Consider the following 25,598-nt stretch of genomic DNA (forward strand, 5'->3'; position numbering starts at 1 on the left):
ACCGCCACAAACTCAACGCAGCCGAATCCCAGCCGAGGCCGCGCGACACACACCCATCCTGAGTCTTGGCTTTTGCTCCAAAGGGCAACCACTTAAGCCATCCCGCGCGTCATAACCGTAGTGCGAAGGCCAACCGCCGAAGGTCATGTCGGGTCCTGACCTCACACTTGCCGATAGCGCTGGCAACGATCTTCTTGACGTTGGCGGTGCTGGTGCCGAGTTGCTCGGCGATCCGGGCGTTGGTGAGGTGACCAGTTGTATCGGCTGCCAGCAGCGCCATGACCTGTCTCTCGCGAGCGGTCAGTTTTCTTGCCAGGTCGGTTGAGGACCCGTAAGTGGCCGCCGCGTATCCCTGCGCGTCAAAGCAGAGTGCGTCTGCCTCCTTCAGGAAACCAAGTGCCGCCTCTGCGGCGTCGTTCCTGACGTGCGCGCTAGCCACATGGATGGAGCTTCGGATTGCGGCCAAGGTGTCGACCACCCAGTTGACAAGCTCGCCTTCTTCGAGCTGGGGATAGTAAAGCAGCGGTTCGAACCGCCTGGATGGCGACAGACGGTAGATTGCGGCGCTCGCAGCAAGCCACTTCATGACCTCCCTGATGTGGGGCGTGAACTGGCGTGGGATGAGCGATGACGCGACGAACCCGCCATAAAGGCTGCCGTCCGGCCGATAGATGTGAACCGCAGCGGCGTCACGAGCTTTGAACTCATCGAGATGCGCGAATCCCGTGCGGAAGACTCGCCCGTTATCCTCGTCGTAGCGGTAGTCCGTATTGCTGCTGAGCAGCCGGGCGCACAGGCCATGCGCTCCGTACGGTCCGCCAACGATGCCGGTCTCCGCACCGGCAGCCGGATGGTGGACGTGCTCGATCGTGTGAGTGCAACGGACCGGGTCAATGGCGACGACGTAGCAGACGTTGAGCCGAACGAGCTGGGCAAGCGCAACCCGGCACTCGTCCCAGATCCGCACAGCGCTCGCCCGCTGTGGCAGGTCAGCCCAGCGCACCAGTGCGAGGCGAAGCGTCGAGCGCTCTCGAGCAGAGAGAGGCTCCGGCAGGGCTGGAGGCTGCATGCTCGAAATGTAGCCGTCATGACGACAGTAGCCAATGGCTACCCGGCTCAGCCAGCTGCTGCTCGGCCGAGTGAATCTGTGGCACCCTTCCGAATGGACGACATAACGTCGCCGACCACAATCGCTCAATTCCTGGTGGTGTGAAATGTCCGACGGTCTATCTTCTTGTTGCGGGGCCTCGATTGAGACCTGGAATGACAATACTGAGCACTGCTCGGAGTGCGGGAAGAAACAATAGTGCCAGAATCTGGTCGAGCCGCACGCGGTGGTTCATCCGCCTCAGGGCGAGCGGCAACAAGTTCAAACGACCTAGAGTTCATGCGCGCTTCGGCACGTCGAGCCGAAGCTGAGGCTCGGCTCGCAGACACTCTCGCCAGCCGCGAACTGAAACTTGCCGCTGACGCCGCGTGGGCTGCCCGGCAAGAGCGAACGGCCCGAGATCAGCAACGTTTAGACCAACTCTATTCGGAACGAAAGCGACGCAGCCATGGGTAGTGAGTTGTCCCTGCCGGGGAGGGATAACGTCCCGGATGGGCCCCGAAGTTGGGGAGAGCGCCGGGAACGTAGCGCTGTGGAGCGCAAGGCTCGGGTTGACGCTGTTCGTCAAGCACGGGAGCAAGAAAAGGACCATCGGCGAAGGCTGACAGAACAACGGAACAAGGGTGAGCGCACAGTGTATGGCGCGGCCGTTATCAGGAACACCGTAGATGCTGTCGATGACATCGTCGGAGATGACCCTTACATCGGAGAACTAGCTCGTCGGATGATCGAAAAGGGCGCGCGCGGTATCGCCGACCAGATCTGAGGAATCTCGGGTGAGTAAAGAAATTTCGTCGGCCGTAAATCCGTCAGGCAGCGCGATCGGAGGTGTTGCAAGTGGCCTAATGGCGTCGATCGGCAACAGGCGTCGGATGCGTGGTATGGATGAAATCGGCAAGACGGTCGTCGCGGAGGTGGAGGGTGCCGCAAGAGTCCTGAGAGCCGCTGGACGCGACCCAGAAGACACAACTATACGACGCCTACGTGATCGCTACCTTCGGGGGATGGAGTGAGGAAGAGATTTCACAGGCGGTCCGGAAGCGTGATTCCTGCGGCTGGAACATCAAACGGCCAGAAGGCAGGTATCGATAGAGATGCCGTCGCGCGCGATGCAGCTCGCGAGGTGAGTCATCGAGATCTAGACCCTCGGGATCGGGCTGCTATTGAGCAGGCAACCGCCACGGCACAGTTCGCGCGAAGAGTACAAAGTGAGTCGGACGCGCGCATAGCCAAGTTTCTAGAGCCACTGCTTGCAAAGGCGCAGGCCGATGGCCGGGATCTTATTACCGACATTGCACTGTCCAACGGGTTTATTCGTGCTGACGACTATGTTTCTGATGCAAAGAACGATACCGATGGCCCTGATTCCGGACAGCAACGGTAGTGTCCCTCCGCCGAAGACTTGCCATCAGTGCACGGTCACACATCTACGTCTGGGCAATTGAGCTCCAGAGGCGTAATCTGCTTTGGATTACGCTGGCGGCATGTGGGGTCACGGCAGTCTTGTTATTTATAATCCTTTGGCCGCTCATATGGATGATGTTGAAGTTCCTATTCTTCCTTATTTTGGGAATAGCTATTGTTCTCCTGGTACTCTGGATTCTCGTTTGCCTTCTACTTGACATGTGATAATATCTTAATTAGGAATAAACGTTAACAAGGCTGCCGCCTCAGGGAAATCTACGTAGATGCGTGAAGAACAACTAAATATTGAATACCACGACACACTCCAACACTCGCTCCGCGCGAGATACGAAGCAGATCTCGCGGAGCTAAATGCCAAGTATCGTGACGAGCGTAAGGCGAGGTCGGAAACCTTGCTGCGTGACGTTGATGCTGCATTGAGCGAGATAAAAGAAGCGTCACCTGCTTCTTCGCCGTACTTGGAGATGCTGCGGGACACGTTTGTAGAGGGACTTGATAATATCGGCTAAATGGGACCGGTTGCACCGAGGAATTGGTCGTATCGCGTCCTACGATGCCTCGGTCTTGCGCCCTCAAACTGGAGACTCACTGCACGCCTAGTCTCCGGTCCGGAAAATCGAATGATTCGGGCGCGAAACTTCTGACTTCATGCGAATAAGGTACTAGCTCGCTTATTTCGCAACTCGACAAGTTGCACTAATGACGCGTTATTCGATGCCTGAAGTGAAATTGCATTAGATTACCATATGGTTGCGAGTAGTCATATGAAAGTGTTGGGTAAGTGCAATCTTGTGCGCCGGGCAACGTTAGCATGATGTGCCGAATTCGGGTAAGTCCCATCCACTTCAAGGCGAACGGCCTGGGCCGTTCTTTTTGAGATCAGATCAGGTACAGGCTTGAGCATGGGGAACAGTGCCCCTTGTTTGTTGCGCCGGGTAATCACGGGTCCTTGAAGATTTCGCTCGCTTCATAGTCGGTTGGCTACATCGATTCTCCTGACAGGTAACAAGGCCAGGTCTCCGACAGGGTCGTGCACTTATAGGGAGAGCTGATAGTGAGTGTGCCGCCTGGAAGGCCACAGCAATCTCCTTGGAAATCAGACCCCGGTCGGAGACCTTGTAGCCAGCGCTTCGTGCCTATTTCCGGATGGCGGCAGTTGCGATGGGTCTGTCTTGGTGGATCGCCGTGCCGCTGCTGTGCTGCTGGTCTTGCGACCTCCAACACACCGTCCATGCTCGATGTAGGGCTTCAGGGCGTCGCGCAATTTCGAGGCGTTGGTGCCGGTCAGGTCGATCCCGCACTGCACCCCATCCAGGGAGAACTAAACAGTCTTGCTACTCCCGGTGACTTCTTCGTCAGTGATGTCGTCAACGATAACTACCTGCACGGGCTGAGCCATAGGCGTCCTTCGGTTCGATGTTTTGTGTCGGTTCTCAGGTTTCCACGACCAATGCGGGTGAGGTCAACTCTTCCCTAGGGGTATCGAGCAAATTACTATTGTTGCGTCGCCTAGTCTGTCATAAAATAGTTGTAGTATATGGCAGAAAAAGAATCATCAAAAGCTAAGATCTATCGCCTTAAGCTCACCATAGTGGGTACCGCGCTCGTGATCGCTGGTCTTCTCTGCAACATTTTGGGCGACTGGCTCTCGAGTAACAACGCCAACCATCTGCTGGTGTCGGCCGTCAACTCGCTCGGCGATGCCGCCATCTTCACCGGGGCGCTCGGCATCCTGCTCGACTTCGTCACTGGCCGTGAACGCGACGACAAGGACGAGGAACGTCAGCGCCGGATCCTGAAAGAGATGACACCGGACTACATCGACGCGGTACTGCGCGCATTTTCTGCCGCACCGGAAGATTTGAAGCGTGTGGCCACCCCCGAGCTGCTCGACAGCTTGGCAACCAATGTCATGGGTCTCCGACTCGGCGATGCCCAGTTCGCCAGAGAGATCTACGAAGATGTGCGCGATCAGGCGATCCGTGCTCCTGAGCGGTGGCACGACGTCGAGGTGTCGATTCGTCTCTCTACTGCAGTAGAGAGGAGTGCCGCAGGCACTCCTCTGTTCGATGTCTTAGTTGAGTGGGAGTACACGACGGTGCCAAGTCACCCGGTGCGCAAGTTCGCCTGTGTGTCGGATCGTGATGAGTATGCCGACCTGATGGCCGACGTTCCAGCCACGAGCACATGGCTGATGACACCTCGACCCGGCTTCGACGCCGCTACCCGCGAATGCTTTGAACTGCTGAGCTTCACCGTCAATGGCGACGAGCGGAAGATCTCACGTAGTACGCGTAAGTCTGGGCAGACCTACAGCGTCCGCATCGGAGATGACCTTGTGCGGGCCGGTCAGCCAGTGCGCATCAAGCATCTGTTCCGAGTAGTGACGGCGCAGAGCGGCCACCGTTTGTACTTTGAGCTGGCCCAGCCGAGCAGAGACGTCAAGCTGACCGTCGACTACACAGATGCCGACATCGCTCGGTTGTCGATCGGGGACATGGTGACCAGCCTTCGCCGGGCGGAGATCAACCAGTACCCAAAGCAGCTCGACGCCAAGGTCATTAGCGCCGAGCTGCCTGGATGGGTGTTGCCACGGGCTGGATTCACCCTGGTGTGGACGCTCGTCAGTGAGCAATCCGCGACAGCAGACGCTGCCACCAGCGCCGATCGTCCAACTGCGGCGTAAGTGTGAAGTCGCCACCACCGGCCATGTCAGGTCCTCCTTGTTCGATAGGCACCGTGTATGCCCAAACAGAGATTCCCATACATGTATGGTGGTGAGCAACCAAGGTCGGCCTCAACGTTGGTCGTGTGGCGCGGGCGAAGGAACTTCCTGAGGGGTGGGATGAGAAAGCCCGCCAGATCGGTATCCGCCTGCAGCGCGCCCGCCAGGCGCTCGACCTTAGCCAGGAAGAAGTCGCTCACCGCGCAGGCATCTCGGCGTACACCTACCAGAAGTTCGAAAAGGGCGAATCCAAGCCCGGTACACCCTTGAATCCGCGGCTGACGACACTGCTCGCGCTATGCGACGCGCTGCAGGTCTCGCTCCATCACGTTGTCAATGATTAGTACTGACAAATGGATCGCGGTCGGTAATGCTGGATGCAATGAACTAGACGCTCGATCCTGTGAGATCGCCGAGTTCGTGTAACAACGTGATGATCCACTCATCCTGGTCCTCTGCAGCAGGCGCGGACTTTGCCTCCAAGAGGCGCTGCAGCGCTTCGATTATTGACTCAGGATCGGCACTGTCCGCGTGGAGACATAAGAATGAGATCCAAGTACCGGCTTCAATACCAAGCAACGGCACCTTCCGAGCTGATTCGATGAAGTCATCCATCAACGGAAGGTACCTCGAAAGCCTTCCGAAGTTTTCGCCGCCGTCGTCAGCCGGCACGGCTATCACTTGGTCAGCCTTGGAAGAATACGGCGCGGCGTCTGCCGGATGATGAATTGTCACGTCGGGATATTTGGACTTACGGACGTACTGCCGGGGAGGACCCGCTTGGTTGACCAGTGCCACGACTGACTGTCTTGAGATCCCGTATGCGGTCGCAAGTTCGTAGGGTGATTTACCGCTGCTGTAGCGCGCGAGCAAAGCGGTACGCTCGTCATCAGTGAAGCGCCAGGCGATGGGATGAGGTTTCACGGGCCTTGTAGCAGGCGCCGGGGGATAGTCGGCAGCGGACTCAGCGGCTCGTCGTAGCATTCTAAGCTGATATCTCGGGTTTGAGCGTTGAGTGACGACCCCGACTTGAGGTCGTGGAGCAGCGTTGCACATTACCGGTGGCACGAACTGAGGAACCGAAGCGGAGCGCCCAGATCTGGGGCTTCTGTGACGTGACCGGAGACCTTGGCCTCAACCGATGGCCGAGCCGCAGACACAGCGGTCCGACACGCCCTTGCAGATCGGGAGCATGGTCCCGAAGGTGGTCCGGGACCTTGATATCCTTTCTAGATGCACGATCAAGGTTGCGCGAACTGAGATGTGAGGTGGCTCAAGTGGCTGCAGCCGAACATTCACGTCTGCTACCGACGGGTAAATGCTGGTGCGGATGCGGAGAGGAAGTCGCCCTCGGCGCTTTCTTTGCTCGTGGGCACGACAAGATCGCTGAGGCGGCTCTGCTCGCCGCTAGGTATGGCGGCTCTGTAGCGCAATTGCTCCGCACACATGGGTATGACGCAGAACACTCGGTTACTGCCGATGCGGTGCAGTTGGGGGTTTGGGAACGGTGCTCTCACTCTGGCTGCAGCTATGCTGGCGCGCCTGCGAGTGTTCGTAACCACTGTACAAAGGCTGACCACTGATGGTGCGGTCTTCGGCCAGACCACACGCTGCGGCGTCGGACCGGAACGGATCCAGCCACGAGCCACGTGCCGCAACGATTCACAGCCCGCTTAGACATTTTGACGCTGAGGCCGTCAGCGTGAAGGTACGCCGCGAGGTCCGGAATCGTGAGGTGTACCTGCCACCCGTAAGCACCTACCGCTGGTGGGCTCGCCGGACCGAGGCTGTAAGTGGATCGATCATCGACGCGGTTAGCGTTGACCGCCCTGGGCGGATGGTCGTCAGCGACCCCTTTGCTGGCGGGGGTGTCATTCCCTTGGCAGCGGTTATGCGCGGGCACTCTGTGTACGCCCAGGACTTGAACCCGTGGGCGGCGCAGGGTCTAGCGTCGATGCTGGCTCTGCCAGATCCTGAAGCTTTGAGAGAGGGCATCGCTGCGTTGACTCAGCGGGTGCTGACGAGCGCACAAGCGGCTTACGGCACTGTCCTGACGAACGGAACCCCAGCTCTCGTGAGCCATACATTCCGGGTAGCTGTCGCGCCATGCACAGCCTGTGGTCTGGGCCGGCGAATCTTTCCGCATGCACTCGTGAGTCTCACGAGTCGCGTCGAGAGGAATCTCCCCGAGGCGTTCCTGGCATGCCCAAACGGCCATCTGTTCAAGGGGCGTCGGGACATGGTCGCTGCATGCTCGACCTGCGGAGAGCTAACAGATCCGGCTCGTGCGTACACACCTAGGCGAGTCATCACTTGCCCTTGTGGCCACCAGGACAGGCTTCAGGACCGGGCGAGGGCAACGGGCCTGACGTGGGAAGTCGTGCTGGTGGAGCGCGCGGGCGGTGGGCGACGTGAGCTTTCGTTGCCGACGTCCGGCGAGCTGGCCGCCGCTGAGGCCATGCATCTGGACCCGCGGATGCAACTCGGCGCCATCCCGGAGGGTCAGGAGACCGCGGTCCTCAGACGCCACGGATTCCGCAGCTGGGAAGACCTCTACCCGCGCCGCCAGCGCGCCATGGTCGAGAAGCTCCTTGAACTCGCATCTAGCTGCTCGCCTGACGCTGACGTGGTTGCCGCGCTGAAACTCGCCATCATTGGTTCCACCGAGATGGCTGGCCACCTTTCTCGATGGGACCGGTACTACCTAAAGAGTTACGAGTCGATGGCTGGCCACCGGTTTAACTTCACGACGCTTCCAGTGGAACCGAACGCATGGGGTACCACAACAAGTGGACGAGGTACCACTCTGCGGCGTGTCGTGCAGCTGATCAAGTCCGCGGAGTGGCTCAAGGAGAGAACCGGCGGTGGGCTGCAAATTGCGGGCCCGCTCGCCGCCAGTGCGCCAATGGTTCCAGCCTTGCTCGGACAGGATGTCGATGGCCAGTCGCTGGAACGCCCCGACGTCCTCGTGGTCGTCGGGAGTTCCCAACGGCAGCTCCTGCCCACTGGTTCGGTCGACCTGGTCTTGACTGACCCGCCGTACCACGACGACGTGCAGTACGGGGAGCTTTCGCAGCCGCTGCAGGCATGGGCTGGCCTCACGTCGGCAGAATCAGGAGGAGATGCCGTAGTCAACCGAGCTACGGGACAACTCGTCGCCGCTGGCAGCTATACCGCGCTGCTTGCCTCGATCTTTCGGGAGTCCGCACGGTTGCTGCGCGATGCCGGGCACCTGATCTTTAGCTATGCGAATCGTGATCCCCAAGCATGGGCGCAACTCTTGGAGGCGCTACAGAGCGCGGGGCTCCGGGCCGTTGGCTGCACGATCGTTCACAGCGAGAACGAGACAGATCATGCGAAGAGGAACGTTCGCGCTTGCACCTTGGATCTGTTATTGGACTTAGTCCCACTGTCCGGTATCGCGGTCGCTAAGCATCGACCCACCGTGGGTGATACAGCCGAGGAGAAATTCCTCGGCATCATCGCTGAATACGTATTGGCCGTGGGTGAACTGGATACGAACTGGCAGAAGGAGTTCCTTGAGGCAACTTCCTCCGCCGAGTTCTTACAGCCCCGTCGTGCCCGTCGCTCGAATGGTCTGGACACCAGCTAGCGCATGGGACCTTTGCACCACGCTCAGCTATGTGCGTCTAGCGGGAGACCCGGTTGGAAATCCGTGATGGCAATGCTGAGTCGAACATTCGTCCATCGACCCTGGGCCGACACGTCGCGTGGGAGGTGCGGGACAAGATTCACCGAAGAACACCAGCCGATAAGCTCCAAGGTGTCGTCGCGGTTGCGTCGTACTGCCACGAGGGACCAGCCAGGATCTCTCGCGCCTACCGTTGCCTCGTTGCGCGAAAGGAAGAACTCCACACGACCCACCGAGGCGCTGCTCGTCGTCTTGACCTCAATGCGGTGGCGATGGCCGGTGGTGTCGGGGCTGGCGACGTCGTAACCCAGTTCGTCGCTGCGGAGACTGACCCGACTCACGGCGGCGGCCAGATCTCGCCGATCTCGCCCGCGTAGGTGGGCCTGGCAAAGTTCCACAACGAACTCTTCGCCCCGCGCTCCTTGTTCGGCGAGCTGGACAGCATCCAGTGTTCGCCCCACGCTCATCAAGAGCGCCTCGCGTCGTGTCGCATCCTCAAGCACCTGTTCCAGAGCCTCTTGGTCGGCCTCTGGGACGTTCTCCCACCGGACCTCGTCGTCGACGACAGCTGCGTACAACCACAGCGGCGGTTCTTCGAGCATCAGCTCTTGCAGAAGCAGCTCAGCGGCAACATCACCGGGCAGACTGCACAGGCTGAGCAGCGTCGGTGTGGGCACATGGTTGCTGTCTTTGATGACTACCAGGTGCGCCCGTTGAAGAAGGACGTGCCCTGCTTGCAGGTCTTGCGAGCGGTATAGGCCGCCCGTGGCGAGTTGGTCATAGCTCACGGCAAGAGAAGCTTCGCTGTTTCCCGCTTCGTCCAGAATGCGGCCTGCCAGGACCGCGGCCTGCAGTTGATAGGCCGTCGGCGTCGACCGTACAGGTCGGCTCTCGTGGGCAGCGTTGCTCACAGGTCCCCACGCAGGTGCGAGAAAAGGGCCACCATGTCGGCCGTCGAGTCCAAGGCCGGTCCGTAGTTCTCGTCAGAGGGCAGCGCCATTGTGCTCAGGTCGGGGTCGTCCAGCATCTCCCCGAGGCGCTCAGCCTTCTCCCTGATCCTCGAGTCGATGACTTCGTCGATAGTGCCAGTGGTGAGGAGGAACGTGATCCGGGTTTCTTGTCCGGGCGCGAGTCCCAGCCGGTGGATTCGGTCGACGCTCTGCAAGTACTGGCCCGCGTTGAAGGTGCGGTCGAGGTAGATGGCGTCGTGACAGACTTGATGCAGGCTGACGCCCTCGCTCATCGCAGCCGGGTTGGCCAGCAAAACAGCACAAGCCGGATCGGTTCTGAAGCGAGCCAGCTCACTCTCCCTCGTCCGTACGGCGTTGGGATCGGTCAGCTCTGACGGAATGCCTCCGTAAATCAGGGCTGGCTGGTAAACCGCTAGCATCCGCTCAAGTGCCTGAAGATTTCTCACGAAGTTGCTCCAGATAAGGGTCTTGCGCCCCTGTGAAGCGTTAGCTTCGATCATCTCGGCCAGCTGGCGGAATTTCGCCGGGGTCTCGTACTGGTTGTACTCCTGCAGGAGATCCCACAGTGCGCTGCCGGGCGGAACGTCGAGCGGCGGGTGCCGGAACGTGATGGCGTCGTCGGAACTTGAACCCGCGGTGAGCAGCTGGGGGTTGGTGGCAGCTTCAAGGAGGTACATGACGATTTCGCCCATGCTCGCGAAGTTCGCGCGGTCCGTCATGCTGACGTCGAACGAGCCCACGTAGCGGTCCCTGAGAGCGTTGTAAATCTCTGCTTGAAGGGGATCAAGTCCGACCTCGACCACCCTCATCGTTGGCTGGTCGAGGCCCAGCTCGCTCTTACGAGTACGGGCGAACAATGGCGCGATCACCCTGGCCACCATCGCGCCAGCATCTGACGGTGGCGGCGACACGAGCGCGTCGACGGGAAGGATCTTTTGACCCTGCCCTGGCCACAGGTAGTCCATAAGTGCGACGAGATCTTGAGGACTCTGCGGAGCTGGCGTTCCCGTAAGGATGTCTCGGCGCGCAGCCAAAAACGCGATGCTCAGACACGCGCTGCCGAACGTTCCATCCCAGCCCCGCTTCATGCGGTGCGCCTCGTCAAGGAGAACCAAGGTCGGTCTGCGACCTACCCACTCCGCCACTGTGTCGTACCGACTGTCGAGGCGGTGGTAGTTGACGACGAGCACCTCAGCATCTTGCGGCGGCTGGTCCACGAGCGGAGCCACGACCGGCCGCTCTCCTTCGGGGAAGCAGTCGTCGACCTCGTTCTGCCAGGCGTCAAACGCTGAAAGTGGGGCCACGACGAGCATCTGCTCAACTCGACCGGCGGCTCGCTCGCTCTCATATACGGCATAGGCCACCGTCGTCTTGCCTGCTCCCGGCACAGAGAAGTTGGCGCCGTTGGCGAGTCCCAGCAATCTTCCGAGATCGCGGATCTGGAAGCTGCGGAGTGGCCGTGCAAAACGCGTGCCGGCGAGTCTTCTGGCGACCTGGGAATCATCCAGCGGCTGTGGGGAGGAGAGAGCCGCTTGCAGCAGCCTTCGTTGTGCACGGGTCTGGTGCAGAATGCCGTCGAGGTCTGGTGTTGAGATGATTCCGACGCCGTAACGCTGGCAGGCCGTGCGAAGCCAGACCATGTTGCTCAACAGCCGCTCAAGCGGAAGTACAACCTGCTCACCGGGGCTGTCGCCGTCGGAGCCCCATTCGCTGAGCACCTGCAGCCAGAACCCCTGGGGCACGTCGCCAAGGCGGGTGGCCTGCACTGACGGTGGGGTGCCAATCAAGGCCAGTCCGAGGGATGGCCCCGACTCGGCGTCGACGACAACGGCTGATTCAGTCACCCGATTCCTCGCTCGGAAAAACGACGGACTTGAATGATGCGGCCGCCCGCTCGTACTCCTGTACAGCGGCCTCGAAGTTGGCGCGCTTGAAACCGGGACTGTCTTTAACGTCGGCATACGCGGCGGCGGCCTTATCGAGAAGTCGTGCTACCTCTTTCAAGTGCGCCACCGGTGCCGTCAAGTCGTCGATCTGACGGGTGTCTCGCTTCTTATTCTCGATCGCAGTGGTCAGGCCGCCGAACAGTTCCGTAGTGACCACCGCCCGAGGGAGATTCACGGTACTGTCGGCGACCTCCGGGTCCGGCAGCGTGATGTCCTCGTCCGGCTTCGTCTTGGCCAGCAAGGTGTACACCCCGGACAGGCTCGGCTTGTCCGGGGTCAACGAGTTGGGCGTGCCGTCATCCGTATTGGCGTCTTCCTCGTCGTCGCCGAAGAATTCGCTCACACCGGCGGGAGCGTCGGTCGCTGGCGTCGCTCTGAGACCGTGACTTGCGAGCAGCGTCTCGACATGCGGCGCCAGGGCGGAGGACTCATTAAGCGCCGGAACAACGTAGTTGTCGAGAAGGTTAGAGTCGATCTCTCGAAGCCGGCGGTAATCAACGCCCGCGATCATCGCCGCCAACTGCGCGTCGCGCACGCGGCCCGCCTCTTCCAGCTTCGTGCTCTTCAGGCGCTGATAGTCCTGGTCAATCTCGATCAATGCCTGGCGTTGGTCATCGAAGTAGAGAAAGTTCAGAACCCCATCGCTTGTGCTCACGATCTCGCGAATGAGGCTCAGCAAGCGAAGTTCACCCTCGACCAGATCGACTGCTGCTTTGGTGTCCTTCTTGCTGGTCGTCAGGGACGGGCGAAGCGCCCGTCCGACCTTTAGAGTGGTGTAGTTGCCGCTGTTGATGAGGTCCTCAATGAAAAGCAATTGGCTGGTGAAGCTGTACTCTTGCTTCACCTCCTGCTCCATCTGCAACTGCAACTCAAGCTCGGTGATTTCCTTCGGACCCGCGTCGGCCGGAAGGATGATCACCCTGATGTACTGCTCGCGTAGGTCCCGGAGGGCGACCGCGCGAGTGTTGGCATTGACGAGCACGCCCCCCGTGGTGAGCACACCAGCGTAAAGCTGACCATCGTTGGCCAAGGCGTTCTTGATGCGCTCGTATCCGGGAGTCTCGCGGAGCAGATGAGCGATCAGACTCTGGGCTTGTGAACCATACGGGTCAGCGGCAACGAGGTCCTGCTCACTCTGCGGCAATGACTGCAGCTGTGCCTTAATCCGGTGGCTGTGTGGGCTCAGCAGGACGATGTCCAGGTCGACCGTGGCCACGGGGAGGACCAGCTTTCCGCCCTTCCACCGCAGTTCCTCCGCGGTCCCACCGCCAGTCGGGACAGCCTGCTTGGCCGCTTCGATAGCGTTTTGGATAGCACTCTCTCGAGTGGCTGTTGTGAATACCTGGCTCATGCACCTCTCCTGTGCTGACGTTCAAGGACTAGCATCTCAGTCCACACCGACACTTGCCGCGAGGCTGGCGAGAGCGTCGAGCGTTCGCTCCGTATAAATTCGGCCACCGTAAGCGCGGACGAGGTCGTCGCTTTCCCCGCGGTCTGCCCAGCCTGTTCCGAACAGGACCAGAACGGCTGGCATGGAGATCTTTTGGGGGAGTTGGAGCAGCGTGGCTGCCGTCTTCCGTGCCGTCCCGCCGTCTCGAGCGATCGCAACAAGCACTGCTAGGCCGGCGGTGTCGTCTCTCCGGCGGGTCACCACGGAGAGTTGCCCGGGCGGTTTGCCAGACACGCCGGCTTGCTCGCCGAGGAAAGCTCTCGCGACAGGCTCGCTCCCTTCCGTCGACCAGTAGTCGACGCGGTGGTCATAGAGCGCACCGAGCACACGTCTGACCATGAGCCTGCTTATCTCGTTGTTGCTCCGGTTTCGGTGAGCGCTCCACCCACTACCCACGTCCCGTTGCGCGAGGAGCGTCCCGTAACTTACGCCTTCAGCACGAAGCTTCTCGATCGCATCCCATCCGCTTGCGCCATCCAGCAGTAGTTCAAGAGGTCGAGCTGCGACGGCACCAGCAAGCTGCGGCTTGACCTGTGCTCGCACGACGTCGTCAATGACTCGGAAGGCCCCGAGAACCTGGCTGGGGTTCCAAACCCCATGCGAGTCACCTGGGAGCGGAACGCCCCGGGCCTGTGAGCGGGATTGAAGATCGCGCCAACTGAGGCCGGCTACAAGCCCCAAAGTTTCTATCACCTGCGGGTCGCCGGCCTGAGCTGCCATTACGGTCGCACTTGTGATGTCGGAAAGGGTTCCGCTTGGGGTTCGGCGTGCGAGGTTGGCCAAGGCGGCCTGATACCGGTGCGGAGGCACGATCGAGTCGGTGAGGACGAGGTCCGCGCTCGTATCGACCGAGCTACGCAGCGCCGACCTGACTGCGGTCCGGAGCGCGCTGTCAGCGCCCTGGATCCCAGAGTCTGCTGCCGCGACGACGGCGACGAGGATGCTCGAGCTATCTACATCCAACAGGGATCGGCCTTCAGCGATCCAATGCAGCGCGTCGATCAGATCCGATCTCCCGGTAGCCGCCAACAGCACGGACTCATGCTCGCGTTCCAGCTCGCGCCGCTTCTCTTGATGCTCCACCATGCAGCCAATCTTGCCGTGCGTCTGATTCGTTGGTGTGTAGGAGGACCCTTCGGGATTGTCGTCAAGTGAAGCGTCGCTCGTGCGCGTCTACGCGTTCATTCGATTAACCAAGCGACGCTGCCGTCAGGCATCGCGAGCGCCATGAATATACGACTACCTACGCGGGAGCGAGTTTGGCCTGATGGATGTGGTGCTGGGTCGTATCTCGGGCCATGCCTTTCGTAGAACATCTATCAGCCGGTCTCCCGTGTACCCCGCGGCCTCAACTCCGTGCGCGACGAGCAGTAGCGCGTAGCCCATTGCGTCTCCGATGAGGCCGAACTCATCGAGTATTTGGTCATATTGAACGCTTAGGGGTCTGAGATTAATCTCCAGGGCGATCACGGCTGCGACGCTGGCCCGGTCTGCCGGAGTCCGTGCCCTGTTCAGCGCAGGGTGGCCCTTGAACCGCCGGACCGCGTATGCGAGCCGCCCCTCATCGAGTGCATCGCGGCCGATGTCCGCGAGTACGGCGAGCATCTCGCTCTCTGGCGACATAGCCGCGTGGTTACGCCAAGCGGCCGTGCCCAGCTGGTCCTGTCTCACTCTGCCGGCGACTTGGCACAAAGTCTCCAGCGCGCCCTCAAGCTCAACGAACAAAGCCTCCTCGAGGTCGCGGTCCGTGGGAGCACCGGCACCGGCACTGGCTTGTGCATCTCGCCAGGCTTGGGCTTCCGTAGTGCGGTTGTAGTCTGCATGCTCGTTGGTATGTCGCTGATCGTTCAGTAGTCGCTTGAAGTCGCCGAGAGTCGACTTCTCCAGAGTCGTTGCTCGCGCGAAAAGAAATTGAAGGTCATGATGTCGATGCCGTCTGAATACTGACCCCGTGGTGCCGTCTGAAAGTTGACCCCTATCTCGGCACGCTGGGCGGGTGATGAGTGTGGAGGACTGGGCGGAGATCCGTCGGCTGCATAACGGTGAGGGTGTGTCGATCAAGGAGATCGTGCGGTTGCTCGGGGTCTCTCGGAATATCGTGCGTGCCGCGTTGCGCGCGGATCGGCCTCCGGAGTATCAGCGTCCGGCGAAGGGGTCGCTGGTCGACGCTGCGGAACCCGCGATCCGGGCGTTGCTGGTGCGGTATCCGCGGATGCCGGCGTCGACCACTTCCGGTCCTGCCGGTGTGGCTTGTTCCGCCCCTGCCAAGGCGGCGTGCCGGGGCCATCGACCACTGCCCCGTCGGGACCGGTGACTTGGCCGTTGAGACGGTCCTGCACGTAGTCATGCAACTCGGTGTTGGCGACAAGTTTCGCGGTCTTCGGGCGACGAGCCATCAGCTCGGCCTTCCACTGCGCGACCGATGCCCGGTACTCAAGCTTCCCGCCGCGAGTGGCCGCATTTCGGCGCAACTCCCGCGAGATCGTCGCCGGGTCGCGCCCCAGCCGACGCGCGATCTCGCGCACACCATTGCGTTGGGCTTTCAGCAGTGCGATTTCCTCGCGCTCGGCGAACGACAGGTACCGGCCGCCGGGTTCAGTCAGCGTGATCGTGGGCATGCCACCACCGTGCCGGAACCACCGGTTGCCCACAGCGGGCGCCACGCCCACCGACACCGCGGCGTCCTCGGACGACGCACCCGCCACAATCTGCCGCCAGAACTCGCGCTCGATGCTGCGCCTCGTGCTCGGATGCCCCGGCGAAATCATCGGATTCCGCCCCGTCAACTCCTTCAACCATCCCGCAGGACGTCCCATCAACACTCCTCACATCAGGGTGTTGCGACGACCAGTTAAGGTCAAGTCCCTGGTAGTGGTGTAGCGGGGTGCGTTGGGACTGTCCGGCGAACGGTGTAACTGGCCTGACACGCCGACCGTGGTTGGCGGGGAAGGTTTGTGATGACCGAAACACTGGCGGCTGTGCCGCTTGAAGATGATGCTGTCCCTGTTCGTGCCGATGAGGCTGCGCCGATACCTGCCGCGGCGGATGAGTCTGCGGCGGTGGTGATGCCCTCGGAGCGGGCGATGATCGCGCAGCTCGTGCGCGCCGCGCGTGCTCGTGGTGATGATCTGACCGGTCCGGACGGGTTACTGAAGCTCTTGACCAAGACGGTGTTGGAAACTGCCTTGGATGAGGAGATGAACCAGCACTTGGGCTATGACAAGCACGCCGTGGCGGGCCGTGACGGCGGCAACTCCCGCAACGGGACCCGTACCAAGACCGTGCTGACCGACAACGTCGGCCCGGTCACGATCCAGGTGCCCCGCGACCGCGACGCCTCTTTCGACCCAGTCATCGTCCGCAAGCGGCAACGCCGACTGGGTGATGTCGACACGATCGTGTTGTCGTTATACGCCAAGGGTTTGACCACTGGTGAGATCAGCGCGCACTTCGCCGAGGTGTACGGCGCGAGCCTGTCCAAGGACCGGATCAGCGTGATCACCGACCGTGTCATCGGTGAGATGACCGACTGGTGTGCTCGACCGTTGCTGCCGGTGTACGCGGCGATCTTCATTGACGCGATCTACGTCAAGGTCCGCGATGGACAGGTCGGTAACCGCCCGTTCTACGCCGCGATCGGTGTTGATCTGCAGGGCCGGCGTGACGTCCTGGGGTTGTGGGCCGGTACTGCCGGGCACGGTGAGTCCGCGAAGTTCTGGATGAGTGTGCTTGCTGAAATGAAGAACCGCGGTGTCACGGACGTGTTCTTCATCGTGTGTGACGGCCTCAAAGGATTGCCCGACAGCGCGAACACGGTCTTCCCACTCGCCACGGTTCAGACCTCATCTATGCACCATGGGTGTGGCGGGATAGTCCCGCTGGTTGTCTGCGCCGTCGCGGGTAGGACCGATTCAAACGAGTTGCCCTCGAGGTCCACACGCAGACCCGTCCGCCCGTGGCGGGGCAGGCTCGACATGATTGGCCAGCGGGAGCAGCGCCTACCCGTTCCGGGTTGAGCGCCGAGATGAGGTTCCGAACAGTCGAGCCCGCCGCGCATACGGCATCAGGCGACCCGAAGTTCCCGGAAGGAGCAGCATGGTCACCACCGAAGCAGAACATCCGCACGCGATGTTCGCCGGCATCGATTGGGGCGGCACCCACCACCAGATCTGCGTCGTCGACCACACGGGCACGATCCAGGTCCAACGAAGAATCGAACACACGGTAACCGGGTTCACCGAAATCGACCGGCTTCTGGACGCTTTCGCATCTCGAGGAGTCCTACGGGTATCCATCGAACGGGCCGAGGGAATCCTGGTCGAGCACCTCCTTGACCGTGGTGAGAGCGTGTTTTGCATCTCGCCGAAGATCTCCGCTCGGGCCCGGGAACGATACCGGGTTGCCAACACCAAATCCGACGCCTTCGACGCGTTCGTCCTGGCCGACACCCTGCGCCATGAACACGTGCACTGGCGGCCCCTGAGCCGGCCATCCGCGCTGACCGCTCAGATCGCAGCGTTGTCCCGGGACCGAGAACGAGTCATCGTGATGCAACGCGCCGTGGAGTCACGGCTCCGCGCCGCGTTGGAGGCCTACCACCCCGCGCCGTTGCACCTGTTCTCTTCCCTGGACCGCGACATCACCCTGGCGTTCATCCGCGACTACCCCACCCCCGCGGCAGCCGCCCGGGTCACCGAAGACCGGATGCGACGATTCTGCGCCCGACACGGCTACACCGGCCGCGTCGAGCCAGCAGCCCTGTGCGACCGGTTACGTCCGCACCTACTCACCGCAACTGACGGCACGATCACGGGAAAGCACACGGCAGCCTTGATGCTGGTCGATCAACTCGAACTGCTCAACACCAACATCCGCACGTACAACGCGATGTTGACCCCGCTGGTCAGCGCACACCCTGACGGGCCAGTCTTCACCAGCTTCCCCGGCATCGCCACCGTGATCGCCGCGACCATGATCGGGGAAATGGGCGACGACAGAGCCCGATTCCCCACCGCCGCAACCCTGCTGGCCGAAGCAGGCCTGGCCCCGGTCACCCGCGCATCCGGACGCACCCGCCAAGTCCGCTTCCGGTACGCCGCGAACAAACGACTACGGCATAGCATCGACTGGTGGATGACCGTCGCCGCCCGCGAAGACCCCTGGTCAGGCGACGTCTATGAACACGCCCGCAACGCAGGCCAGGGCCGCTACCGCGCCTACCGCGGCCTGGGCGCACGCTGGACCCGGATCCTGTGGCGCGCTTGGACCGACCACGAACCGTTCGACCCCACCCGCGTCCACCACCAAGCACCCGCGGCATAACCCCACCAGCACCACCAACCGGCAAGACAACCCCAGCCTCGCCGGCGCCCCCACCTGCCCACTACCCACCACCGCCACACCCACCCAGGTTGACAGCGGGAGTCTGCATCATCCATCTGATCCGTGGCTCGTTTCGGTACGCCTCCAAGAAGTACTGGGAGAAAATGGCCAAAGACCTACGACCGATCTACACCGCACCCTCACGGGATGCGGCGTGGGCGGCGTTCGAGCAGTTCGAAGAGACCTGGGCAGCCCAATATCCGGCGATCTCGACGCTGTGGCGCGACGCGTGGGAGCGGTTCGTGCCGTTCCTGGACTACGACGTCGAGATCCGCCGGGTCTTGTGCTCCACCAACGGGATTGAGTCATTGAATGCTCGTTACCGGCGTGCGGTCACCACGAAGGGCCACTTCCCGACCGAACAGGCCGCGCTCAAAACCTTGTACCTGGTGACCAGGTCGCTGGACCCCAAGGGCACTGGCCAGGCACGCTGGACCATGCGGTGGAAACCAGCCCTCAACGCGTTCGCGATCACCTTCGCCGACCGCATGCCAGCAGCGGAGAACCTCTAAAATGAACAACGCCAGTTACACCGTTAACCGGACACTCCCGGAATCATCAGAAGTGGCACGAGTCAGGTCAGAGCCGCAACCGAACGGGGCATGAACGCGCCCAAGTGTGTAAACACCAGGAGAATAATGATGACGACGAGGCCTCTCGCCGGACACTGGACCGCTGCGATTTCGAGCAAGCTCCAGCCGCACCGTTGAGTCTGGCACCCCAACTCGCCGTGATATTTCCATGATCGAGATGCCGGTGCTGGCAAGCTCAACGATCCGCCCAACTTGCTCGCGGGCCAGCGAGCTGCGGCTCGGCGCTATGCCTTCTTCAGCGAAGAATATCCTGAGGGAGTAGTCGCTGACGCCGTACTTCGGAGCACGGCTTGGCATCCCAGCGCTGGCTTGCCGCTCCGTGATGATCTGCCGACGGACCGAGGAAGACAGTCGATCCTTCAGCCGTCGTGATGTGTCTCGCGTTCGTCGGACTGTTCTTGTCGTTCCAGCGATTCTTTTGAGGCGGGAAGTTGGGTGAATCCTGCCCCGCGTACCGTCCCATCGGGTGCACCGAGACCCCTTAGTCGAACCCGCACGAAAAAATCGGCGAGTCAGTAAGTGTTCGCTGTAGGACGCCGTAAGGCCGCGTGTCTTGCGCTGCGTGGCTGTCATGGCCGCTTCGCAGGAAGTACCCGCGCCAACGGTAGGTGGATCTAGGGAACGCGGCGGCCCACGCCCGTTCGTCGCCTTCATTCAGGGGAGCCGGGCCGCTTGTGCTCAGCGAGAACAAATCTGGCCGATTCCGACTACACGCTCCTCTCTGGGGCCAACTTGCGAGGTGTCGTCACTTGCGGTGTGACATCAGTGTTGAGCTGTGACGAGCTTGTTCGACATGGTTGATCCTTGTATTTCTGATCACTGCCGATTCTTAACTGCCTGCGTCAGCGGGTGGTTGCAGGCATGGCGATCCGTGAGCTGTTGTTTCGGCAGAGTCGGCGGAGGTACGACACGATTCCGGTGGTTCCGGTGCAGAGGGCTGCTGTGCTCTTGGAGGGGACGCTGCTGGGGTAGATGGGGTTTGTCGCAGTGCCGCCACTTCGTCCGAGGATGAGTTGCATGAGGTCATGCGCGGAGTTCAAATATTCTGTGTTGCCGGTGACGGTTGCTAGGTCGATGAGGAATTCGCCGATTCCGGCGAGACCGCAGCATTGGACGATGTTTTCGCGGCGGGGCGCGAGGATGATGCACGCGTGTGCTGCATCTTCAGCGATTTGAAGGTAGTGCTGGGACTGGTCAGGGTTGCTCGATCGGAGTAACGCTGTTCCCATGCCGGCGGGGCCGCGACACCAACCCAAGGAGTGAGGTGTCCCGCTGCGTAGCAGTAGTTGGGTGCGTTCTTGTGTTCCGATTGCCAGTCGATCAGTCGCGGTATGTGCCGCGACGGTGAGTTCGTGATCTCCGGTTGCTTGAGACGTGGCGGATAGGAACGTTGCGATCCCGGCGAGGCCATGGGCGTACCCGTAATCGAATGTTGGTGAGGGAGTTGCTGGTAGCCAGTGGTCTTGTTCTACCAGTAGCTGTCGGGCGGCGGTTACCGCGTTCTGGAGGTGAAGGTCTGCGTTGGTTGCCTGGCCGGCGTGGGTGGCGATGTCGGCGAGGAGCAGGTGCCCTGTGCCGATTCCGGCGAGGCCCGCGATCTGATCGTACGGGTCCGTGGGGGGCACGTCGACGTCGTGACAACGGTCATCGAAGGTGTCTCGTGCCAGAGCAACTTGCGGGTCGGTGATGTGCGCTGCGGCTGTGTGTAGGAAGAGGCGTACGCCCATGGTCCCGTCGAACAGGCCGGGCCTCAGGTGTTGTGGTTCGACGGCTGTACTGGTCCATATTGCGAGTCGGTTCACTGTTGTGGCGACGTTCGGTTCTGACAAGTGTTGTAGGAGTTCGAGCCCGATCCCGGATGATCCGGAGTAGATGCTGACGTCAGAGACCCCGGCATGTTGTGGCTCGCGATTTGTGTACTCCATTGCAGCAGTGATCACGTCGCCGAGACCTTGAGTGATCAGACCGGCGAGGTGGTCAAGCTGCAAGGAGCGCTTCTCAGCGGACGAATAGTGATCCGGTGGTGACTGCGCGCGGCCGCCGTCGGCCATGGGTTGGTTTGAAGTACGGAGCGCTTGAGCCGCCGCGATCCGATGATCTGGGTCCGGGCTCATGAGCGCATCGACGATGCGCACTGCGTCGTCGGCGGACGTGAACCCTGAACTGTAGGTCGGGTGGGCGTGGACGGCACGGTCCATGGCGGCAATCGTCTGATCGCGGTTGTGTTGCCAGTCGGTGTCGATGATGACCGGTGGCAGTCCGGTGGCCAGGAAGCTGAGGGTGGCGCCGAGAGCGTAGTAGTCGCTGTCCGGCCCTGGTGCACCGTCGCGCCAGTGCGAAGGCAGTGAATATCCCGGGGTGAACCCGGCGGGTGTCACCGGGTCGGATGCGGCGGACGTATGTGAAGCTGCGTCAGCGCTATCGGACGGGGTGTGTGCGATGCCGAAATCGATGAGACTGGGATTCCCGTGTCGGTCGAAGACGACGTTGGATGGTTTCAGGTCATTGACGATGACGCCATGTTTATGGATCTGGTCCAAAATGTGGAGCAATTGCCGAGCCAAGGCCCACCAGTCGTGGTCGAGGTCCCACCCGTACGGGCCTGTTCGTCGCAGCGTGCGTTGCATGTCATGCACGCCGCAGTCAGTGGTGACCAAGTACTCCACGGAGCCGTGGTGGAAGTAGTCGACAAGGTCTGGGACCCCACCCACTCGTGCTAGGCGCTGCAACGCTGTGGCTTCGTTTCGTAAACGAGTTCGGGCATCCCATCCTTGAGCGTCTTCAGCGACGAACGGACGTGCTTGCTTCACCACCACGTGATCACCGCTGACGGTGTCTGTTGCCCGGTACACGTTGCCTACGGGCGCGCGGACGATCCCGGAAGTGATGGTGTAGCGGCCGCCCAATTGGGCGGGCCCGTCCGGCGGTGGCGTGGGGGCTTGCTGGGTGAATGGGTCTGTCACCCATGGCGGCTGCTTGTAGGTGGTTCCCGCGTTCCCGGGGACCGTTTGGCCGTCGGGCCCGACGATGATGGAGTTGATTTTTCCGCCGACCCCGACCACGAAGCGGTCCGGATGCATGGGGCCGTACCGGTAGTACACGGGCGCATCAGGGCTCACCTGCCGGTCACTTGATATCGAGGGGCCTTCCATCCCATGCAGGCATCGCACGAGTTCCGAAGCCAACTGCACGAGATCGTCTGGTTCGGGGTAGATCGTGATGGCCTTACCGACGGCTGCGGGATCGTCGGCGCCGCTGTTGAGAGCAGCCATCACGTCGAGGCTGCGAGCGAATTTCGCGTCGCACCGGTGTCGTGAGAGCACCGGCAGCACCTGTCGTATCGTCTCGATAAGGGTGCATGACCGAGCTGAGATGTGCAGCTTCCACCCGTTGGGGCGTCTGGCGTAGGACGGGTCGTGCAGGTACACCCACACGTCATCGGTAGCCATTGACCGATGAGCGGACCGGCTGGCCCGGTCGACGACCTGTTCCACTGTCGACATAGACGTGCTGGGTGTCATCGCAGTAGTGGCCGGCAGCCTGGGAAGCTGTCGGCCACTACAAGGGGTACGAGAGATCAAACCTTAATGACAGATCGTCACGTACGTCGGGTAGATCGACGCGTAGCCGCCACCGACGTAGCAGTCCTGAGGCAGCATCAGGTCCGCTTCATCAATGTCCGTCTCGAACTTGATGTCACGCTCCGCGAGGTCTGTGTCCCCTGCATCACGTGTGAGCATAGCCACTGGCATAGCAAATCCTTTCGGTAGTGATGAACGCTTCGCACGCTACTCCCGAACGAAACGAAAAAGAGCGACAACAACGATGGGATTTTTCTGAGCGAGGACTGCTGAATTCCACTACGAGCGCGAGCTTCTCCACGGCATATGGCAAAGGTAACCAACCATTATGGCGATTTGCAGGACTATTCCTGCCGACAGGATGATCGAGGCGGCCTCGACCCAAGTGATACCTGGGTCAAGGCCGCCTCACGGTGTGTGCTTCAGCGGGTCAACGCGGGTTTGGCAATTCCAGGTGGTGTGTGGTTGATGCGGTGTCGGTGGGAAGGGTTGACGATTCGGGGGAGGGGACGTGTGAGCCGGTGAAGGCTTCGACGAAGAGGTAGTTGTAGGGGAGCCAGCCTGGGACGGTGAGGGAGGCTGTGCCGGTGCTGTCGGCGGTGACGAGTCCTCCGGTGCTGCTAGTGCTGTTGTAGGTGCACTGGTTGGAGGTGGGGACAGGTTCTTCTTGAGAGTTCAGTGCCCATGCGAAGCCTGCGGCGCCTGGTGCGTTGAGGGTGAACGATCCTCCGCCGTTGGAGGTGATGGTGGGTGCTGCTGGGGCGGTGGGGTCGTAGGAGAATTGCAGTGGGGTGGTCCAGGCGGAGCTTTCTTGGGTGCTGTCGGTGGCCAGGCTGGTGGCTTGGGCTTGGATTTCCCAGTGGGCTGGGTAGAGCGGGCCGGGGTTGGTGGCGTCGGTGGTGGCTGCGTCCCAGGTCGCGGTGCCGTTGGCGGATCCGGTGGTCACGATGGGTGTTTTGGTTTTGTTGCCGGCTACGGGCGTCGGGTCGGTGAGGTTGTCTCGGAAGGTTGCGAAGCTGATCCCGACGGGGGTGGTGTTCCCGGTCGGGTTTTCGTCGGTGGATTGGGCGCTGAACGTCGGTGTGTCGGTGGTGAGGTAGGTGCCACAGACGACGTCGTTGGGGTCGATCGTCAGGTCCGTGGGGGTGGCGGGTGCGTAGTCGAAGAAGACTTGCGCGGTGGTGTCACTCGCGACGTTGGAGAAGCGCTTCCATTCGTCGCCGTCGCCTTCATTGGGTGCGACCAAGCCCAGGTAGAGGGTTTTGCCGTGGGCGTTGGCCAGGCCTTGGAAGGCGTTGATGACGTTGGCGTCGCCAAATTTGACCTGCGCAGGTGCGTGGCCGGTGTAGCCGGCGACGGAAGCTTGGGTATCGAGCACTCCTTCACTGGACGGGCCGGGCCAGGTTTGGGTGGGGGGAAATCCTTGGGTTTGCTCGAGGTTGACGTCGGTGGCTGTGGAGGCGGCGGACCAGATCTCTTCGACGGTGACGATGGCGTTGGAGACGTGCGCGACGCCGGTGGTGCCTTCGAAGGCGGTGGTGTTGACGTCGAAGAAGGAGCGGGCGACGCCGATGCCGTTGCAGTAGGACCAGTCGCAGTCGCCGACGTCGAGGTCTTCGCTGCTGTCATCGTCGTAGTGGTATCCGCCGGAGGTCACGGTTAGGAAACTGGACCGGGTCACGTTGAAGCTGGGGTCTATGTACAGGGGGTAAGTCACGCCCGGCCCGGTCAGGGCTGTCTTGGGCGGGACGATGGCGATCGTGTTCTGCGTGGTCGCTGCACCAACAGCCGACGCCGCGGACGCTCCTGTGGTGCTGCTAGTGGTGACGGTGGTGGACATCGGTGTGATGGTGGCGCCGCCGGGGTCGGTGGCCGTGGGTGCTGGTCCCAGGTGGGGGTGGTTGGTCGAATCCCACATGGCCGGTGGCGCAGCGTTGAAGTCTTGACCACCGGACCCGGTGAGGGTGAGGGAGCCGTCATGGGCCTTGCTCAGGTGCATGCCTCGGGTGGTGGCGGTGATCCGCAACGTGGCCAAATGAGGGTTCGCGGCCGCTGCGGCGGTGCGGACGACGAGGGTTTCGGTGTACCCGGTGCCGGTGGCGGTCAGGTTCAGGTCGACGCCGGGGTAGATGTTGCGGTAGGTGGCGCTGGACCCGGACAGCACAGGTGTCGGGAGCGTGAGGGGCAGGCTGAGGGTGGTGGTGTGAGCGCCGCTGCCAAGGATGACCAGCGGGCCGGTGCCGCCGCCGCTGAAGGCGACCTGGTCGGTGGCCGCGACGGGGCGGATCATCCCATCGGTGCCCCGCTGCAAGGTGGTGTTGATCGGCACCCACCCGTTTCCGCGTTGGATACGGACGGGGCCGGCGGAGGTGTCGAGTTTGAACTGCCCGTTCGGCAGAGCCGTGAGCTGACTGGTGGGAGTGGTCTGACTGGACACCACCACCCCGCGATGCGTCCGCGTCGCAGCCTGGGATGCCGACCGGAACGCTGCTGGGATCGATGTTGATGGCGCGGCGACCTGGTGGGTCATGGGGGAGTGATGGGCTGGCGCGGCGGCGTGAGCTGCGGACCCGGTCGCCAGCGCGGTCGCTGCTGCTGCGACGGCCCCAACCAGTGTGACGGGGACGGTCTTCTTCATCATGGGATGTGCCTTTCACGGGCAAGAGAGCACCGACGGAGCACGCGGGTATGCGTGATCGCTGGTCGGTGACGTGGGTGAGGTGGCGTCGGCCAGCACTGGAGCTGGCAAAGGCGTAGGACCCCCT

The 25,598-nt window shown here is 61.6% G+C and carries 17 protein-coding genes and 5 pseudogenes; 9 read left to right on the forward strand and 13 right to left on the reverse strand.

Going from position 1 to position 25,598, the window contains the following annotated elements:
- Nucleotides 1-109: 109 nt before the first annotated feature.
- A complete protein-coding gene (locus tag BKA23_RS06850) occupies nt 110-1,069 on the reverse strand; it encodes a helix-turn-helix transcriptional regulator (RefSeq protein ID WP_145226685.1) in 960 nt (319 codons plus the stop codon).
- A 1,081-nt stretch (nt 1,070-2,150) separates the two neighbouring features.
- On the opposite strand from BKA23_RS06850, the gene BKA23_RS06855 reads away from it, so the two are divergent.
- Nucleotides 2,151-2,492: a hypothetical protein gene (locus BKA23_RS06855; protein ID WP_145226687.1), complete on the forward strand. Its 342-nt coding sequence runs from the start codon at nt 2,151-2,153 to the stop codon at nt 2,490-2,492.
- 304 nt (nt 2,493-2,796) lie between these two features.
- Nucleotides 2,797-3,042: a hypothetical protein gene (locus BKA23_RS06860; RefSeq protein WP_145226689.1), complete on the forward strand. Its 246-nt coding sequence runs from the start codon at nt 2,797-2,799 to the stop codon at nt 3,040-3,042.
- Nucleotides 3,043-3,417: 375 nt separating this feature from the next.
- On the opposite strand, the pseudogene BKA23_RS18220 reads toward BKA23_RS06860, so the two are convergent.
- Nucleotides 3,418-3,660, reverse strand: a pseudogene (locus BKA23_RS18220) (hypothetical protein); the annotation flags it as partial.
- Nucleotides 3,630-3,848 carry an Lsr2 dimerization domain-containing protein gene (locus BKA23_RS18225; RefSeq protein WP_425473771.1) on the reverse strand — a complete coding sequence of 73 codons (219 nt, stop codon included), beginning with the start codon at nt 3,846-3,848 and terminating at the stop codon, nt 3,630-3,632. The pseudogene BKA23_RS18220 and the gene BKA23_RS18225, both read right to left, overlap by 31 nt.
- Nucleotides 3,849-4,070: 222 nt before the next feature.
- Between BKA23_RS18225 and BKA23_RS06870 the strand changes: the two genes are divergently transcribed.
- Both BKA23_RS06870 and BKA23_RS06875 read left to right on the forward strand, forming a co-directional pair.
- Nucleotides 4,071-5,219: a hypothetical protein gene (locus tag BKA23_RS06870; RefSeq protein ID WP_211841610.1), complete on the forward strand. Its 1,149-nt coding sequence runs from the start codon at nt 4,071-4,073 to the stop codon at nt 5,217-5,219.
- Between the two features lie 125 nt (nt 5,220-5,344).
- Complete coding sequence (locus tag BKA23_RS06875; protein ID WP_145226691.1) at nt 5,345-5,602, forward strand: helix-turn-helix domain-containing protein; 258 nt, start codon at nt 5,345-5,347, stop codon at nt 5,600-5,602.
- Between the two features lie 43 nt (nt 5,603-5,645).
- Here the strand turns inward: BKA23_RS06875 and BKA23_RS06880 are convergent, their stop codons facing one another.
- Nucleotides 5,646-6,182 (reverse strand): helix-turn-helix domain-containing protein, encoded by a 537-nt coding sequence (locus BKA23_RS06880; protein ID WP_145226693.1) that lies wholly within the window; start codon nt 6,180-6,182, stop codon nt 5,646-5,648.
- 1,456 nt (nt 6,183-7,638) lie between these two features.
- On the opposite strand from BKA23_RS06880, the gene BKA23_RS06890 reads away from it, so the two are divergent.
- The gene (locus BKA23_RS06890; RefSeq protein ID WP_145226695.1) at nt 7,639-8,871 is read left to right on the forward strand and encodes a hypothetical protein; all 1,233 of its coding nucleotides are present in this window, start codon (nt 7,639-7,641) and stop codon (nt 8,869-8,871) included.
- Nucleotides 8,872-8,894: 23 nt separating this feature from the next.
- Here the strand turns inward: BKA23_RS06890 and BKA23_RS06895 are convergent, their stop codons facing one another.
- From BKA23_RS06895 to BKA23_RS06910, 5 genes are all read right to left on the reverse strand, one after another.
- A complete protein-coding gene (locus tag BKA23_RS06895; protein WP_145226697.1) occupies nt 8,895-9,821 on the reverse strand; it encodes a protein NO VEIN domain-containing protein in 927 nt (308 codons plus the stop codon).
- Complete coding sequence (locus BKA23_RS06900; protein WP_170226397.1) at nt 9,818-11,725, reverse strand: DEAD/DEAH box helicase; 1,908 nt, start codon at nt 11,723-11,725, stop codon at nt 9,818-9,820. The genes BKA23_RS06895 and BKA23_RS06900 overlap by 4 nt, the downstream gene beginning before the upstream one ends.
- Nucleotides 11,718-13,178 (reverse strand): hypothetical protein, encoded by a 1,461-nt coding sequence (locus tag BKA23_RS17610; RefSeq protein WP_170226398.1) that lies wholly within the window; start codon nt 13,176-13,178, stop codon nt 11,718-11,720. Before BKA23_RS17610 ends, BKA23_RS06900 begins: the two co-directional genes overlap by 8 nt.
- Before the next feature lie 36 nt (nt 13,179-13,214).
- Nucleotides 13,215-14,363, reverse strand: a complete 1,149-nt coding sequence (locus BKA23_RS06905; RefSeq protein WP_145226701.1) for a hypothetical protein — start codon at nt 14,361-14,363, stop codon at nt 13,215-13,217.
- 153 nt (nt 14,364-14,516) lie between these two features.
- Entirely contained in the window at nt 14,517-14,900 is a 384-nt protein-coding gene (locus BKA23_RS06910; RefSeq protein WP_170226399.1) for a hypothetical protein, read from the reverse strand.
- Nucleotides 14,901-15,273: 373 nt separating this feature from the next.
- Between BKA23_RS06910 and BKA23_RS17960 the strand changes: the two are divergent.
- Nucleotides 15,274-15,498, forward strand: a pseudogene (locus tag BKA23_RS17960) (IS21 family transposase); the annotation flags it as partial.
- Between the two features lies 1 nt (nt 15,499).
- On the opposite strand, the pseudogene BKA23_RS06920 reads toward BKA23_RS17960, so the two are convergent.
- Nucleotides 15,500-16,093, reverse strand: a pseudogene (locus tag BKA23_RS06920) (transposase); the annotation flags it as partial.
- A gap of 249 nt (nt 16,094-16,342) precedes the next feature.
- On the opposite strand from BKA23_RS06920, the pseudogene BKA23_RS06925 reads away from it, so the two are divergent.
- The 3 genes and pseudogenes from BKA23_RS06925 to BKA23_RS06935 all read left to right on the forward strand — a co-directional run.
- A pseudogene (locus tag BKA23_RS06925) lies at nt 16,343-17,131 on the forward strand (IS256 family transposase); the annotation flags it as partial.
- A gap of 241 nt (nt 17,132-17,372) precedes the next feature.
- Complete coding sequence (locus BKA23_RS06930) at nt 17,373-18,599, forward strand: IS110 family RNA-guided transposase (protein WP_145225232.1); 1,227 nt, start codon at nt 17,373-17,375, stop codon at nt 18,597-18,599.
- A 98-nt stretch (nt 18,600-18,697) separates the two neighbouring features.
- Nucleotides 18,698-19,171, forward strand: a pseudogene (locus BKA23_RS06935) (transposase); the annotation flags it as partial.
- A gap of 923 nt (nt 19,172-20,094) precedes the next feature.
- On the opposite strand, the gene lanL reads toward BKA23_RS06935, so the two are convergent.
- The 3 genes from lanL to BKA23_RS06945 form a co-directional block, all read right to left on the reverse strand.
- Nucleotides 20,095-22,773, reverse strand: a complete 2,679-nt coding sequence (gene lanL, locus BKA23_RS06940) for a class IV lanthionine synthetase LanL (protein ID WP_145226705.1) — start codon at nt 22,771-22,773, stop codon at nt 20,095-20,097.
- 63 nt (nt 22,774-22,836) lie between these two features.
- On the reverse strand, nt 22,837-22,998 hold the full coding sequence (locus tag BKA23_RS17615; protein WP_170226401.1) for a hypothetical protein: 162 nt from the start codon (nt 22,996-22,998) through the stop codon (nt 22,837-22,839).
- 265 nt (nt 22,999-23,263) lie between these two features.
- Nucleotides 23,264-25,474 (reverse strand): hypothetical protein, encoded by a 2,211-nt coding sequence (locus tag BKA23_RS06945; RefSeq protein ID WP_145226708.1) that lies wholly within the window; start codon nt 25,472-25,474, stop codon nt 23,264-23,266.
- Nucleotides 25,475-25,598 lie beyond the last annotated feature (124 nt).

The sequence above is a fragment of the Rudaeicoccus suwonensis genome (genome assembly GCF_007829035.1).
Lineage (GTDB): Bacteria > Actinomycetota > Actinomycetes > Actinomycetales > Dermatophilaceae > Rudaeicoccus > Rudaeicoccus suwonensis.